Genomic DNA, 15353 nt, shown 5'->3' with positions numbered 1-15353 from the left:
CGTATAAATGCTTTTAGTAGTTTTTGTAGGAGACCTTTCTGTTTTTACTTTTAAATTTACTTTTTTTGAAATATTACTTAATGAAGGATAGCCATAGGTGCCGGATTATGAAAGTTATACTGGAACAATCAGTATAAATCCAAAAGTATTAATAGCTAAAAAAAATGAATTGTAGTTATAGTACTCATTTATAAAATCCTACATCGGCACGTTGATTAAAAATATTCTGACGCCTACACTTACTACTCTGTTAAAAAAGAATATTTAAATGATTTTTTTTATTAAAAGAAAGGCCCCGGAAAACCGGGGCCTTTCTTTGTAGTATAACTGGTATTAAAACTATTTTTTTAAATTTTTACTGCGAAAGCAACAGCATCACTACATCTTGCTTGGGAATGGCAGCTTTAAATGCTTTTTTCGTAGTACCCACGTCCTTCTTCGTCCATAAGTTACGGAGCTTGTAAGTAGTTTTAGCCGCATTTAGTTCTCTTTTAGCAAAATCGTCGGTGATGGGAGTTTTTTGCCAATCAAATTCCACTGGTTTAGCTGTTTTGCTCCGGTTCAGGAACACAACTGCCCATTGATCATTATCTAAAGGCTTTAACCAAGTTTCAACACTATCTTTAGCGGCATATTTAAAACCCTGAATGCCTAATTTATCCTGATTAATTGCAATAACTTCCTTGTTCGTAAGAATGCCCATTGTTTCTTTGCTCATCTTGCGGAGATCATTTCCGGCAATCAGCGGCGCGGCAATCATGCTCCACATGGTAAAGTGCGCGCGGTCCTGGTGCTCGGGCATGCCGTTACCTACCTCCAACATATCCGGATCGTTCCAATGACCCGGTCCGGCATACTGGCGCAATCCTTCTTGTTTATCCAATATCTGCATAACACCCCATGATTTCCAGGAACCGTGATCGTTGATGCAATCAAAACAATTATAGATATCGCCGGTAGTCCGCCATAAGTGCCCCACGGTTGGTCCCCAAATCCAGGGTTTGTCGTTGCCCCATTCGCAGATACTCAGTACCATCGGTCGGCCTGCCTTGCGTAAAGCAGCGGTAATGGTTTTGTAAGCGCCTTCGGCTTTTAAGCCTTCGGTATTACACCAGTCGTACTTTAAATAATCTACTCCCCACTTAGCGTACATTTGAGCATCCTGAAATTCATAGCCCCGGCTACCCGGTCGGCCGCCGCAGGTTTGGGAACCCGCATCGGAATAAACGCCCATTTTTAAACCTTTCGAGTGAATGTAATCCGCTAAGGCTTTCATGCCGGAAGGAAAACGCTTCGGATCCGGATGAATAAAACCTAAACTGTCGCGTTCGCCGTGCCAGCAATCATCAATGTTAATGTAAGTATAACCCGCGTCTTTCATCCCGGTAGCTACTATCGCATCCGCCACTTGTTTAATTAAGTTTTCGTCGACGTTGCAGGCGAATTTGTTCCAGCTGTTCCAGCCCATGGGTGGCGTCATGGCTAATCCGTCAAACTTTTTATAGTTTTGGGCATAGTTGTTACCTTGGCTGAAAGCGGAGCAGGTTACTAGGAAACTGGTTACTAAAAAAAGATTCTTTTCATTAAAAATTAGACTGGTGTTACAAAGGAAAATTCAAATAATTTATTTTTTAAACTATAATTTATTAAAGTTCTCCTCCTGAGATAAGGAGGGGTTAGGGGCGGTTGATTTTGCCGTTCAAACTTATTAATACGTTCGCATAACTACGGTTTTCACTTGAATTACTTAGGTCTTGTTCTTTTTGTCTTGACACAAGAACCCTTCCGCCTGCGGGACCTTCCCTAAAAACAGGGAAGGAGAGGATGTTCTCTGGGGAATCAGCGAAAATCAACTTCGCTGAAACGCCCTGGGCAACGGAACAGGTTAGCGATAATTCTTGCACCTAGCTATTGCCGTCTTTTACATTTCTGCTGTGATTTTTTTAAATTTTGATGAATAACATTGGTCTATGAGCTTAGCTTATGCGCCTTGATGCTCCAAAAATTAAAAAATTTACCGGCCGAAATCATCTTGCACCCGGATAATGTCTTCTTCGTCGGAAGGATTGCTGGCGTCGGTATGTTGCCAGATTTCGGCCAAAACGCCCCAGTCATTTAGGCCAACCAAGCGGTGGCGTTCGCCTTGTTCCAGGGTAATCAGGCCGCCTACTGCGTAGGTTTTTAGTTCCCCTTCGTCGTCGGTGGGACTGGTAATTACGCCTACCTTGCCTTGGATCACTTTCCAGATTTCGGCGCGGCGGTGATGATACTGCCACGACAGACGCATCTCTGGGGCCACTACCAAGATTTTAGGGCTTAGTTTACCCGAGATTTTTAAATCTTCGATGGGCATCCCGTCAAAATACAAGTCGGCAAATTGTTGCGCCTGGTTTTCTTTAATCACAAAAAAACCGCCCCAGGGTCGAGTTTGATCTTGTTTATCAATGGTAAATTGTTGCTCCGTTAATTGCTGTTCAATTTCCTTAAAAATAACTTCCTTACTTTTTTCTGACATGCCTTATAATTCTATTATATTCTTGTATTCTATCGGGTTTAAAAATAAGAACTGCTGCTGGACTATCTCTGAATAATTTACTTTAATAAAGTTTTACACCGGTTAACTACTTCTAAACAAGCCCGCGTATTGTGGTACGGGCACTTCCAAAAGCCAATTTTATCTTCGGCCATCATTGGGGTATAATCATCGAATACGCCCCAAAGCCATTCGCCATAGTGTTTATCCAGAATATACTTCTGAATAAACTGCCAGGAATGTAAAGATTTTTCCAGGAAAGCTTCTTCGCCGGTTATCCCATAAGCATTTAGAAATCCCACCATGGCTTCGGCGCTTACCCACCATTCGCGATGGGTGTCGTAATGGGTGGTGTCTTTATTCCATTCGTGGTACAAGCTGCCATCCGGTTGAATGCCTTCGATGGTAGCCCGGGCCATTTGCACCGCCACCGCTTTTACTGCCACGAGTAATTCTGGATTGCCTAATACCTCGGCAGCTTCTTCTAAAAGCCACGAAGCTTCAATATCGTGCCCGTAAGAAACCAGGTTGGCGGTAGAAGCCCAATTAGTGGATAAAAACAGTTTTAAATGGCCGGTTTCGCGGTCGATAATATGGTTAAGGAAAACCCAAATTAACTTTTCGAGTTGATTTTTTAAAAATTTATCCGGCCAGATGCGGTATAAATTGGCGTAAGCCTCCAGAATATGCAGGTGCGTATTCATGGTTTTCGGGTCATTGCGGTCTTTCTCGCTGAGTCGCAAATCTTCCAATAATTCACCTTCCCGACTAAATGCTTCTAAATACCCACCCTGGACTTGATCGTAGCTGTGTTTTTCTATCCACTGGAAGAGTTCCTGACACACTTTTAAAGCTTGGTTATTCTGAGTGGCCAGGTAATATTCACTTAAACCGTAGATGGTAAAGGCTAGTCCGTAAATTTGTTTGCGGGTATTTTGGGGTTTGCCGGCTGCACTAACTTGCCAGTACGTACCGCCAAACTCCTGATCGATGAAATAAGTGAGCAGGTAATTAAAAGCCCGGTCGGCCATTTGCCGGTACTGCTCGCTTTGCGTATGCCGGTAAGCCGCCGAAAAAGACCATAAAATGCGCGCATTTAAAACGCTGCCTTTGGGGGCGCTGGGGTTTACCTGGCCTTGGCTATTCATTTGCCCAATAAATCCGCCGCGCTCGTCCTGGGCCTGTTCTACCCAAAAATTTAAAATTCGCCGGATTTCGGCTTCGGCTTCGGTTTGGTACTGGTGCAGTTTATCAGCTACTGGATGATTTATCCGGGAAGTTACCATTAACTAACTTTACTGGTTTTTAAAATAAAATTTTTACCCGGTATGGCGCTATACGCCAGGTTGCGGTCGATGAGGGCGTTTAGTTGCTGCACCGAAGCGGCTGACCGGAAACCATCTTCCGGCGTATTTACTACGTAATCCAGCAGCTGGTCCAGGGTAGAGGTGGCTACGTGCATGCGGGTATCGGAGGAAGCGTAGTAAATAAAAACGGTGCCATCGTCGTCCAGAATCCAGCCGTTGGCAAACGTTACGTTCGATACATCTCCTACCCTTTCTTTGCCTTCCGGAGCGATAAAATAACCCGCCGGCTTGTGCGTCACTTTGGTAATATCCTGTAAGTCGGTTAAGAATAAATACAACACATAACGCAAACCGGCCGCGGTATTTCGCACGCCGTGCGCTAAATGCAACCAACCTTTTTGCGTTTTAAGGGGAGCCGGGCCCTGGCCGTTTTTCACTTCGTACACGGTGTGGTATCGTTTTTCATCGATAATAACTTCTTCGTCTACCACGGCATTTTCCATGGAATCCGTCAGGCCAAAACCAATGCCGCCGCGGGTACCCGCTTCAATAAAAGAATCTTGCGGCCGGGTATAGAGGGCATACTTTCCGTGGTAAAACGCAGGATGCAAAACTACGTTGCGTTGCTGCGGCGAATTGGTTTTTAAGTCGGGTAAACGTTCCCAGGTAACTAAATCGTGGGTACGGGCAATGCCGCACTGCGCGTACGCCGACGACTCATCGCCGGGTTTGGCATCGGGGTCTTTGCGTTCGGTACAGAATAACCCGTAAATCCAGCCATCTTCGTGCTGCACCACGCGCATATCGTACACGTTAATATCCGGGTCTTCGGTTTCGGGCATGGTAACGGGGTGGTCCCAAAATTTAAAATTATCCGTGCCGTTCGGGCTTTCGGCAACGGCAAAAAACGATTTCCGGTCCAGGCCTTCTACCCGCACCACCAGCAAATACTTACCGCCCAGCTTAATAGCACCGGCATTAAAGGCCGCATTTATCCCGAAACGCTCCATTAAGTAAGGATTGGTTTCCGGGTTTAAATCGTAGCGCCAGAAAATTGGAGCGTGTTGCGCGGTTAATACGGGGTATTTATAACGGTAGTATATGCCATTGCCTAACTCCTGCTTTTCGTTTTGGCGGGTAATTAGTTTGGTATATGCTTTTTCCAGTTGGTTTAATCGTTCTTTAAAGTTCATGTTTGTTAATTGTTTTGATAACGGATGGGGCAATTTCAGTTAGGCAGATTAAAAGTTAAATTCTTAAATCCAGAAATTCTGTCGTTAAGCAAATACCGCCATTTGGCAGTTCCGGCCCTCTGTTTTTTTAAATTATTTACAGATAACAAGGTGAATCTAATGCCCGGCAAAAGCCTTTTTGGGTTTATTCTCGAACGTAGGGTTATCTTGGGGTAACCGGTTCCACCAGGTTTTCTTTAAAATAACCAGACATACCGCCAAAATAGCAATGGTTACGAATAACTGGCTGTTCATGCGGGTAATTAAGTACATGGGCAACAAGGTTAAGCAGCATTGCGCGATTACCCCGATGACCACGTTAAAGGCGTCTAATTTAAAATTCTTGTTTTCCTCGAACGCAGGATCTTCTTTTTTAACTAAAGCATCAATTGGTTTCCAAAATCCCCAGGGCCGAATGGTTTTGTAAAAAGACTTTAGAGTAGCTTCTTCGGTAGCAGGAGTTGATAAGGAGCCAATAATACAGCCAGCCAAAGACAACAGGAATAATACCGGAAAATAATACAATTCTAATGTTTCTTTAAAAACCAGGGGTAATATTAAAGCCGGCACAATACCCGCCAGCATACCCCAGAAGAAGCCCGTAGCGTTAAAGCGCCACCAATGCCATTTTAAAACATTAGCCGCTACATAACCACCGTACAGTGCCGATACAATCCATTGCAGAATGCTGTTTACGTCTTTTGCAAACAAGCCCATTAATACGCCCACTATGGCTACCCCTAAACCAGTAATATAATTCATATTGCTGATGCGTTTGTTGGAGGCATTCGGATTCACGTATTTGAGGTAAATATCATTAACGATGTAGGCTTGGGCAGCGTTAAGTGTACCCGCAAAAGTACCCATGAAAGCGGCGAGTAAACCAGCCAAAAGCAACCCCATTAAACCGGCTGGTACAAATTGCAGAATAGCCGCGGGTAATATTCTTTCAAAGTCAATACCGGTGGCTGATTGCAGATTAAGCTGGTCGTAGTGCAGCAAAGCCAACACGGTAAATCCCATAATCATGGCGTAACGTACCGGCAGCAAAAAAATAGATACAAAACCACTCATTTTAGCCGCATCCTGCGGCGATTTCGTGGAAAGCACTTTCTGCATATCGTAGTTCGGGGCCGGACCGGCCAAACTAGCCAAAATACCTTTAAAGGTCATCATCATGAAGAAAACCCCGAATAAGGTGTACTTATCTTCCCGTATTTTATCGTTTACTTCGTTTATAATACCGGTCCAGTTTAAATCGTTCAAGGTGGAGCCAAAGAACGGTGTAAACCATCCTTCCGGCACATTCAAACTCTTTACCGCCAGGTTCTGCATCGCGATGTAAGCAATTACTACGGCCGCAATGGTCATAATCACGTACTTGAGCACATCCCCAATTACAATACTGGTCATGCCGCCCAAGATGGCGTAGAATACCGCAAAAGCCGTAAAAACAATGCCGTAAAAGTGGGCTACGTATTCGGCCGGTACCGAGAATGGCAAATAAGGCGAAACGCTGCTAAACGGAATAAATATCTCCACAAACTTACCTAAGCCCACAAAACCATAGGCCAGAAAACCCAAACAGCTCAGAATGGCAAAAACCACCACAATGGTATGCGAAGCCAATACCCCTTTGCCATAGCCAAAACGCGTATTTATCCATTCGGCGCCGGTAGTTACGTTCGACCGCCGCAACCAGACTGATAAATACATCATCATAAAAATTTGGTTGAAAACCGGCCACAACCACGGAATCCAGAGGCTTTTCATGCCGTACACAAACGCCAATGTTACCATCCACATGGTGCCCGAAATATCAAACATATCCGAAGCATTGGATAAGCCCAGCATGTACCACGGCAAGGTTTTACCGCCCAGCATGTAGGCTTCTTTATCCTTCGAAGCTCTTTTCTTCAGCACCAACCCCAGCACAATAACAGCTACCAGGTAAACCAGAATAATGCAAATATCACCGGTGGTTAATTTCATTCAGGTATTAATTTTATAGGGTAAGTATAAGGTGAGATAATTTTTAATGAGCCGGCACGGGAGCATACAAGTTTTCGGCGGCCGTTTTGGTTTGCAACAGAACCTTGGGATTAGTAGCAAATAATTTAAAATTTCTGGCACTCACGTGCTCCGGGTACGGCGCGTAGAAGTGATTTAAGCGGGCGTTGCGCCACACCATTACGTACGATAAACCAGCATCCTGAATAATGGGCAGTAAAAATCCGGTCCACCAGTTAGCAAAAGGCACCCTTTCCTGGCCCGTTTCGGTAAAGGCCCACACCTTGCGTTTTTCCTGGCCAATTTGCCTTACGGTTTCGACCATGCGGCGGGCATCGGCTACAAAGGTGTTATAAGGATCCGATTCCGGGCGGTGGTATAAATCAAATCCTATAATATCTACATAATCATCACCGGGCCAGTTTTGCAGGTAATCTTCGCGCGATGTAAATCTATCGGTAGAGTAAGCGTACAATAAGTTATTTACTTTCTTTTTGCGCAAATAATCCACGGTAAAACGCCAGAGTTTCACGTAATACGGAGGCGCTACGTGGCCGCGGCCCCACCAGAACCAACTGCCGGTATGCTCGTGGTACGGCCGGAATATAATGGGTATCGCTTCGCCTTCTGCGCTTTTCAGGCTTTTCATAAAATCGGCCACATGATCTAACCAGCCTTCGTAGCGTTTCAGTGCCTTGTTATCGGCAAACAATTTAATAACTGTAGAATCCGCTTTGTCCCAGCTGGTTTTAGCGGGTTGCACCGGATTATTTAAATGCCAGCTAATAGTGTTTACCCCTCCCTGGGCATATACCTGTTGGATATACGCCCGCATTTTTGCAAACGGCACGCTATCAATACTAATGGAATGGTTAAACTCCAGCTTCCCGATTTCCCAACCAAAAACCGCCGGGTATTCGCCCGCTACCGCCTGCACATCGGAGCGGCCGGGTTGGTCTTTCCACCCGATACCGTAAGCTAAATCATCGTGGTGGCCAAATAGCACACCTTTACCAGCTAGCCGCTGTAAATTCGCAAACAGGTTTTTAGTTTCGGTAGTAGCTTTAGGGTTAATGGGTAAGGATTGCGCTAAAGCTGAAACGGAAGAATAGTAAAGTCCAAAAGCCAGTAATACAATAAGTGGCTTTCGGTGGGTAGTAAAACAAATTAGCTTTTCATAAAACCGCTGGTAGGTAAACGCCATATTATTCCTTCTTAACTACAAATCAGCATACATCAGAAAAACAAATTTATATTTAATTAACTTCAGAATTGTAATACTATTTTATCAATTATTTGCCCAAAACGCCAATTATTTTTCTTTGTAAAAATAAATTTTTAATTTTTGGATAAGTTATACCAACTAAACTGCAATCTTAACAAGCAGTAAAAAAACAGAATGATTAAGCTAATTTTCAATTATTTATATAGTATACCCAACTAAATTAGACGTTATTAGTACTTTATATACATGAGGCCAATAATGGTTAAATGTCTAAAACTTTAATAAATGTATGCGAAAAATAGTGATATTATTTTATCAATTTACCAAAATATTTACGTATTAATTAAATAGAATTCAATAAGAATAAGGTTTTAATGAATACCATTTACCGCGAAATTACGCCGCTTACTCAAAATGATTGTTTTACCGTTTTTCACCGGATTAAAGAGGAATTTAATTTCCCGCTGCATTACCACGACGAGTTTGAGTTGAACTTTATTGCCAATGCCGCCGGCACCAAACGGGTAGTAGGCGACCACGTAGAGGTAATTGATGATTTAGAGTTGGTTTTGGTAGGCAGTAATTTGCCGCACGGCTGGTTTACGCACCAGTGCAAAAGCAAGGAAATTTTTGAAATTACCCTGCAGTTTCACTCGGATTTGTTCGACGAAAAGTTTTTGCAGCGCAATCAGCTAAGTTTTATTCGCAACTTACTCGAACGGTCCAGCAAAGGCATTGCTTTCCCGCCCGAAACCACCGAAAAGTTCCGGCCCCGTTTAGAAAAGCTGACGCAAAAAACTGGTTTCGACTCGGTTCTGGAATTAATTTCTATTCTGCACGATTTATCCGTGTCGTCGAATATGCGTTCTTTGTCTAACTCGTCTTTTACCTCGGAACAATTTAACTACCACAGCCGGCGTATCGAAAAAGCGTTTGAATTTATGCAGGCCAATTATAATAAAGAAATTTCCTTAGCCGATGTAGCCGCCGTGGTAAATATGCCGGAAGTATCGTTTAGTAGGTTTATTAAGAAACGGACTGGCAAAACCTTCATCGAAAGTTTAAACCAAATCCGGTTGGGCCACGCCTCGCGAATGTTAATTGACACTACCCAAACCATTGCCGAAATTTCGTATAACTGCGGCTTTAACAATCTATCTTATTTTAACCGGATATTTCGCAAAAAAAACGGGTGTACGCCTAAAGAATTTCGCCAAAATTATTCTGGTAGCCGCGTTTACATTTAATACATTGCTGCAACGAAAAATTTAAAAAAATTTAAAATTTCTAACGCGTAACTGCTTAACTTATACGCATTTTCACTTATTCAACTCTTTATTGTACTGATGGCTAAACTTTTATCAATTGCCCTGCTTTTTTTAATTGGTTCGAGTGCATTCGCTCAAACAAACCCAGTGGGTATTTTTCAAAACAACGCCGATGTTGGAAAACCTAAAATGACCGGGAGTGCTACTTACGACTCTAATACACAAACCTATACTATAAGAGGCGGCGGCAGTAATATCTGGTTTAACCGCGATGAATTTCACTACCTTTATAATCACATTCAGGGGGATTTTATCTTAACCGCCCATTTTGAATTTATGGGCCAGAAAGGCGATCCGCACCGCAAAATCGGTTGGATGGTGCGGGAATCGGCGGACGAAGCGGCGGCCAGTATGAACGCGGTAGTGCACGGCGACGGTTTAACCGTTTTACAGTGGCGGCCTTTGCGTGGCGCTTTCATGCGCGACCCCCAAGACGAAATTTTTTACTCTAAGAAAACCGTTTTTCAGGTAATTCAACTGGAGCGTAGCGGCAAGAAAATGATAATGCGCGTAGCCAACTGGGGCGAACCTTTGCAAGAAGTAGGTTCGCACGAGATGCCCGATCTGCCCGATGCGGTGCTAGCGGGTTTGTTTATTTCGTCGCACAACCCCGACGATGTACAGGAAGCCAAAGTTTGGAATGTCCGCATCGATAAACCAGTGGCTAGTATTTATCACCCGAACCCACAAATTCAAAAACTTTTACCTAAAACGCAGGATGTACTGGGTTGCCGTCTGGAAATCATGACCATTGCGGATGGTAAACGTAAAGTGATTCAGGAATCTAGCGGCAAATTTGAAGCGCCAAACTGGATGCCAGACGGTAAAAAATTGCTCTATAACGAAGGCGGGGCCTTATTCACCATTCCGGTTACCGGCGGCACTCCGGAAAAACTAAATACCGGCACCGTTTCCCGCATTAATAACGACCACGGCATTTCTTTCGACGGCAAGCAACTAGCCATTAGCGGCGGTAAAGAAGGTGCAACCGGCGGTTCGTACGTGTACGTTTTGCCTTTAACTGGCGGCACCCCGAAATTAATAACCCAGGAATCGCCATCTTATTGGCACGGTTGGGCCACCAATAACAAGGATGTAGTTTTTGTAGGCCAACGCAATGGCAGCAAAATTTATAACATTTACCGGGCAAATATAAACAACGGCAAAGAAGAAGCGCTCACCAAAAATACTGCCGGTCACGTAGACGGCCCGGAATACTCGCCGGATGGCAAGTATATTTATTATAACGCCAACCCTACCGGTACTATGCAAATCTGGCGGATGAAGCCGGATGGTTCGGGTAAAGAACAAATCACCTTCGACGAAAACCACAACTGGTTCCCGCATATTTCGCCGGATGGCAAATGGATTGCTTATATTTCGTTCCCCACGGACATCGACCCGAATGCTCACCCTAGTTACCAGCGGGTAACCTTGCGGCTGTTACCCACTACCGGCGGTGCGCCCCGGGTAATGGCTTACCTGTACGGCGGACAAGGAACGATCAATGTTAATTCGTGGTCGCCGGATAGTAAATTTATTTCTTTTGTGAGTAACTCTGAAAAAGCGGCTACCCCAATTGCAGAAAAAGCAAAGTAAGCCCACAAGGCATCGAAAATTTAAAAAATGCCGGTTGATTTCAGAATTTTGGGCGGCCCTTTATACCGGTTAATTTAGCGAATACGAATAAAATATAATACCTTATTGAACTACAGCCTTTATTTCTTCGAACAACCATTAACAAACAATGCCTGAGTATACAATAATTAGCTGAAATTTTAAAAATGAAAAGACGAGTAGCTCTTAAAAACATGGCTTTAGCATTCGGGAGTTTGCTGGCACTGCCAGCCTGGGCCGATAGCTGGAGCGCCACTTCTATCCAATCTCTAAAGTCTTACTTATCGTCGGAGCAGGAAGCTTTGCTGGCCGAAATTACCGAAACCATTCTGCCAGCTACCAATACGCCCGGAGCTAAAGATTTAAAAATTTATACGTTCGTGCACAAAATGATTGCGGATTGCTATGAGCCCGAGGTACAGGAAAACGTAGTAAAAGGTTTAGCCACGGCGGAGCAATTAGCGAAACAAACCTACGCCAAAACGTTTGCTACCTGCGACACCAAGCAACGCGAAGAAATTTTAACCACCATGGAAATTTCCATCGACCCGAACTGGGCTTCGTTTTACAAGCTGGTGAAAGACTTAACCTTGCAAGGCTACCTTACTTCCGAATATTACTTAACCAATCACACCAATTACAAGATGATTCCGGGACATTTTTACGGCTGTGTTCCGGCGCCTACTCCCCAAGCTCAGTTACAGAAATAATGGCAAATTTATCAATAGACGCAGTAAAAGAAATGACCTTCGACGCCATCGTTATTGGCTCGGGCATTAGCGGCGGTTGGGCCGCCAAAGAATTAACCGGTAAAGGCTTGAAAACCTTGGTACTGGAACGCGGTCGGGATGTAAAACACGTAATTGATTACCCCACGGCCAACTTAAACCCATGGGAATTTGAACATCGGGGCCAGGTTCCTTTGGAAATAAAGAAGCAAAACCCGATAGAAAGCCAGAAACGAGGTTTGTTTAACGAAGCCACCATGCATTTTGTGGTGAAGGACGGGGAACAGCCTTACATTGAAGATAAACCGTTTAACTGGACGCGCGGCTACCACGTGGGCGGCAAATCGTTGTTGTGGGCGCGCCAAACCCAACGCTGGAGCGATTTCGACTTTGAAGGCCCGGCCCGCGACGGCTTTGCCGTAGACTGGCCCATCCGCTACAAAGATCTGGCATCTTGGTACAGCTACGTCGAAAAGTTTGCCGGTATCTCGGGCAATAAAGATGGTTTGCCCCACCTACCCGATGGTGAGTTTTTACCCGCTACCGAAATGAGCTGCGTAGATGCTTATTTTAAGGACCAAATTGCTAAAAATTACCAAGACCGGCAAATGATTCAGGGTCGTTGTGCCCACCTGACTCAGCCGAAAGAAGTGCATTACCAGCAAGGCCGGGCCAAGTGCCAGCACCGGGCGTTGTGCGTGCGGGGCTGCCCCTTTGGCGGTTATTTCAGCAGCAACGCTTCTACCCTGCCCTGGGCTGCTAAAACCGGCAAGATGACCTTACGGCCGCATTCGGTGGTGCATTCTATTATTTACGACGATAAAAAAGGCCAGGCTACAGGCGTACGCGTAGTAGATGCCAATACCAAAGAAATGCTGGAGTACTACGCCAAAATTATTTTCGTGAATGCTTCGGCCTTGAATACCAATTTAATTTTACTAAACTCTACTTCGTCGCGTTTTGAAAATGGTTTGGGTAACGACAGTGGCGTGTTGGGCAAATACGTAGCTTTCCATAATTACCGGGCCCGCATCTCGGCGCAGTTCGAAGGTTTAATGGATAAAACCACCGATGGCAAAACCCCGAATCACTCCTACATTCCCCGTTTCCGGAACGTACACAAGCAAGAAACAGATTTTCTGCGGGGTTATGCGGCCGGATTTGGCGGCGGTCGGGGCATGATTCAGAATAAAGAAGGGATTGGTGCTACCCTGAAAGAGCAATTATTGAACCCGGTTCTAGGTCCCTGGAACGTTAGCTCCTGGATGATGGGCGAAACCATTCCGAAGGAAAGCAATTTTGTAACGTTGGATAAAACATTAAAAGACCCTTATGGCATTCCGCAAATGCGCTTCTCGGTAGCCTTCGACGATAATGACGAAAAAATGATTCAGGATTACCTGGAGCAATTCACCGAAATGTTCACTAAAGCCGGTTTCACCAACATTAAACCCGTCGATTCCAAAAGTGCTCCGGGCTCCGATATCCACGAAATGGGCGGTGTGCGCATGGGCAAAGACCCGAGAACCTCTATCCTGAATAAATGGAACCAGATGCACGCTTGTAAAAATGTGTTTGTGACCGATGGGGCTTGCATGACGTCTACGGCTACGCAGAATCCTTCGCTGACGTACATGGCTTTTACGGCTCGGTCTGCTGATTATGCGGTGAAGGAAATGAAGAAGGGGAATATTTAAAATTTAATTTAATTACAAACGCGAAAGTTTTTCTTTGGAGTCTGTTCCAGCCTCCAGGCGGCGGTTCCATCGTGTTTGAACGGGGTGAGTTTGCCTCCTGGCTGGCGGGCCTCGTTTGCCTCTCTCGGGCAGTCTAAGCTTGTTTTCCTCGTACCTCGGAATGCTACGCACCGGAACCTTAGAAGGCCCTCCATAGCCAAACTGGTATCTTTGCTAGTAGCTAAATGATTTAGAAGTTGGCTAGTAATAGAATTCTCAAATGCGTTTTACTTAGCTTGACATAAAAAAGCCTTCTCTTTTCAGAAAAGGCTTTTTTGCTTTTTTAAATCTCTAACGGTTATTTAGAATCTGTTAAGGGATCTATTACTTTGTACGTCATAAAAAGATTTCTATTACCTGAATCGGTTCTGCTGCGTAGCTAAATAGGTTCCTCCTGAATGACAAAGTGGATGTATTTTGATTTTCAAGTATTTTAAATTTTGCCATCTAACTATGCAACAATCGGCTTTAGCGAAGTGCAAGAGTTGACGCTAAACTGTTCTGTTGTTCAGCGAGTTTTTAGCGTCTTGATTTTTTGGTTCTTTTTGTATCAAGACAAAAAGAACAGAACCTAAGCAATGAAACAACTGCACTCCGAAAACAAAGCATCAGCCGTAGCTATGCGAACGAAAATCAGCTAGCAACTAGCTAAAGCAAAAGCCGCTGCAATACGAACAGAAATATTAAAAAAGGCACGAAAGTAAATCCGTGCCATAGTAATAATTTAAGGAAACTGCTGCTATGCAGACAAAAACTATTCTTTCAAACTCTTTAAATACGCCATAGTCTTCGGTACTTGCTTGCTCCAACGGGGGCTTTCGTCTTCGATGAAGTAATGCTTGATACCTACTTTTTTAGCAGCCAGCAAAATAGCGGGTACATCTAATTGGCCGGTACCCAAAATTACATCATTTTCCGTGGAAGTATTACCGGTTAAGTCGCCTTTTACGCCTTTGCGTAAATCTTTTAAGTGCATCAGTTTCCAGCGGCTGCCGTATTTATTTAATAATTTAACCGGGTCCTGACCGCCGTGGTAAGCCCACAGCATGTCCATTTCAAAAGACAAATACTTGGGATCGGTGTTTTCGGCCAGGTAATCGAATAAGGTACCGTTTTGGTATGGTTGAAACTCGTAGCCATGGTTGTGGTAACACAAGGTAACGCCTTGTTCCTGTAATACTTTACCAGCCCGGTTAAAATCAGCAGCGGCTTTTTTAGCATCGTCCAAGGTAAATTCTTTTTTATGCGGAATCCAGGCTACCATTACGTACTTAGCGCCTAATACTTTGGCTTTCCGGGCCACTTCGGCGGGGTCTTTTACAATATCATCGTAGCCAGCGCCAATGGCGGGCACGGTTAAACCGCGTTCGTCGAGCATTTTACGGAAGGCTTCCGGGGTTAAGCCATTGGGATTGGGGCCGCTTTCCAATTCCGTTATGCCTAAAGCTTTGATAGAATCAAGGGTGGCGGCAACATCTTTCTTAAAACTTTCGCGGTAGGTGTAAGCTTCCATACCGGGGACCTGCGGAAAGATCGGCGTTCCTTTTTGAGCAAAAGTGTTGGTAGCGCTCATGCCTAATAACGCAGCAAAACTCAATGAGCAAATAATTCTTTTCATAATTGGGTAAATAGATTTA

General features: G+C 44.4%; 11 protein-coding genes. 4 read left to right on the top strand and 7 right to left on the bottom strand.

The features are described from left to right. Positions 1 to 355: 355 nt before the first annotated feature. The 6 genes from AHMF7616_RS00260 to AHMF7616_RS00235 all read right to left on the bottom strand — a co-directional run bounded on the left by AHMF7616_RS00260 (position 356) and on the right by AHMF7616_RS00235 (position 8286). Positions 356 to 1480 carry a glycoside hydrolase family 27 protein gene (locus AHMF7616_RS00260; RefSeq protein ID WP_115371061.1) on the bottom strand — a complete coding sequence of 375 codons (1125 nt, stop codon included), beginning with the start codon at positions 1478 to 1480 and terminating at the stop codon, positions 356 to 358. A gap of 534 nt (positions 1481 to 2014) precedes the next feature. Next, complete coding sequence (locus AHMF7616_RS00255; protein ID WP_115371060.1) at positions 2015 to 2515, bottom strand: cupin domain-containing protein; 501 nt, start codon at positions 2513 to 2515, stop codon at positions 2015 to 2017. Positions 2516 to 2592: 77 nt separating this feature from the next. Beyond that, a complete protein-coding gene (locus AHMF7616_RS00250) occupies positions 2593 to 3819 on the bottom strand; it encodes an AGE family epimerase/isomerase (protein ID WP_115371059.1) in 1227 nt (408 codons plus the stop codon). Then, on the bottom strand, positions 3819 to 5033 hold the full coding sequence (locus AHMF7616_RS00245) for a glycoside hydrolase family 130 protein (RefSeq protein ID WP_115371058.1): 1215 nt from the start codon (positions 5031 to 5033) through the stop codon (positions 3819 to 3821). The genes AHMF7616_RS00250 and AHMF7616_RS00245 overlap by 1 nt, the downstream gene beginning before the upstream one ends. A gap of 156 nt (positions 5034 to 5189) precedes the next feature. Continuing rightward, complete coding sequence (locus tag AHMF7616_RS00240) at positions 5190 to 7064, bottom strand: sodium:solute symporter family protein (RefSeq protein ID WP_115371057.1); 1875 nt, start codon at positions 7062 to 7064, stop codon at positions 5190 to 5192. Positions 7065 to 7107: 43 nt separating this feature from the next. Further along, on the bottom strand, positions 7108 to 8286 hold the full coding sequence (locus AHMF7616_RS00235) for a glycoside hydrolase family 26 protein (protein WP_115371056.1): 1179 nt from the start codon (positions 8284 to 8286) through the stop codon (positions 7108 to 7110). Positions 8287 to 8681: 395 nt separating this feature from the next. On the opposite strand from AHMF7616_RS00235, the gene AHMF7616_RS00230 reads away from it, so the two are divergent. From AHMF7616_RS00230 to AHMF7616_RS00215, 4 genes are all read left to right on the top strand, one after another. Next, positions 8682 to 9554, top strand: coding sequence for an AraC family transcriptional regulator (locus AHMF7616_RS00230; RefSeq protein ID WP_115371055.1), 873 nt, complete (start codon positions 8682 to 8684; stop codon positions 9552 to 9554). Positions 9555 to 9653: 99 nt separating this feature from the next. Beyond that, on the top strand, positions 9654 to 11234 hold the full coding sequence (locus AHMF7616_RS00225; RefSeq protein ID WP_115371054.1) for a TolB family protein: 1581 nt from the start codon (positions 9654 to 9656) through the stop codon (positions 11232 to 11234). 185 nt (positions 11235 to 11419) lie between these two features. Further along, the gene (locus tag AHMF7616_RS00220; RefSeq protein ID WP_233507219.1) at positions 11420 to 11962 is read left to right on the top strand and encodes a gluconate 2-dehydrogenase subunit 3 family protein; all 543 of its coding nucleotides are present in this window, start codon (positions 11420 to 11422) and stop codon (positions 11960 to 11962) included. Then, positions 11962 to 13677, top strand: a complete 1716-nt coding sequence (locus tag AHMF7616_RS00215) for a GMC oxidoreductase (protein WP_115371052.1) — start codon at positions 11962 to 11964, stop codon at positions 13675 to 13677. Before AHMF7616_RS00220 ends, AHMF7616_RS00215 begins: the two co-directional genes overlap by 1 nt. 793 nt (positions 13678 to 14470) lie before the next feature. Here the strand turns inward: AHMF7616_RS00215 and AHMF7616_RS00210 are convergent. Continuing rightward, positions 14471 to 15334: a sugar phosphate isomerase/epimerase family protein gene (locus tag AHMF7616_RS00210; protein WP_115371051.1), complete on the bottom strand. Its 864-nt coding sequence runs from the start codon at positions 15332 to 15334 to the stop codon at positions 14471 to 14473. Positions 15335 to 15353: the final 19 nt, after the last annotated feature.

This window comes from Adhaeribacter pallidiroseus (assembly GCF_003340495.1).
Lineage (GTDB): Bacteria > Bacteroidota > Bacteroidia > Cytophagales > Hymenobacteraceae > Adhaeribacter > Adhaeribacter pallidiroseus.
Note: the sequence above shows the minus strand (reverse complement) of the source record. Positions and strands in the feature narration are given on the sequence as shown.

Excerpts from the sequence above, each read along its gene's own strand:
- AHMF7616_RS00260 (WP_115371061.1), bottom strand. The coding sequence starts at position 1,480 with ATGACGCCACCCATGGGCTGGAACAGCTGGAACAAATTCGCCTGCAAC.
- AHMF7616_RS00255 (WP_115371060.1), bottom strand. The coding sequence starts at position 2,515 with ATGTCAGAAAAAAGTAAGGAAGTTATTTTTAAGGAAATTGAACAGCAA.
- AHMF7616_RS00250 (WP_115371059.1), bottom strand. The coding sequence starts at position 3,819 with ATGGTAACTTCCCGGATAAATCATCCAGTAGCTGATAAACTGCACCAG.
- AHMF7616_RS00245 (WP_115371058.1), bottom strand. The coding sequence starts at position 5,033 with ATGAACTTTAAAGAACGATTAAACCAACTGGAAAAAGCATATACCAAA.
- AHMF7616_RS00240 (WP_115371057.1), bottom strand. The coding sequence starts at position 7,064 with ATGAAATTAACCACCGGTGATATTTGCATTATTCTGGTTTACCTGGTA.
- AHMF7616_RS00235 (WP_115371056.1), bottom strand. The coding sequence starts at position 8,286 with ATGGCGTTTACCTACCAGCGGTTTTATGAAAAGCTAATTTGTTTTACT.
- AHMF7616_RS00230 (WP_115371055.1), top strand. The coding sequence starts at position 8,682 with ATGAATACCATTTACCGCGAAATTACGCCGCTTACTCAAAATGATTGT.
- AHMF7616_RS00225 (WP_115371054.1), top strand. The coding sequence starts at position 9,654 with ATGGCTAAACTTTTATCAATTGCCCTGCTTTTTTTAATTGGTTCGAGT.
- AHMF7616_RS00220 (WP_233507219.1), top strand. The coding sequence starts at position 11,420 with ATGAAAAGACGAGTAGCTCTTAAAAACATGGCTTTAGCATTCGGGAGT.
- AHMF7616_RS00215 (WP_115371052.1), top strand. The coding sequence starts at position 11,962 with ATGGCAAATTTATCAATAGACGCAGTAAAAGAAATGACCTTCGACGCC.
- AHMF7616_RS00210 (WP_115371051.1), bottom strand. The coding sequence starts at position 15,334 with ATGAAAAGAATTATTTGCTCATTGAGTTTTGCTGCGTTATTAGGCATG.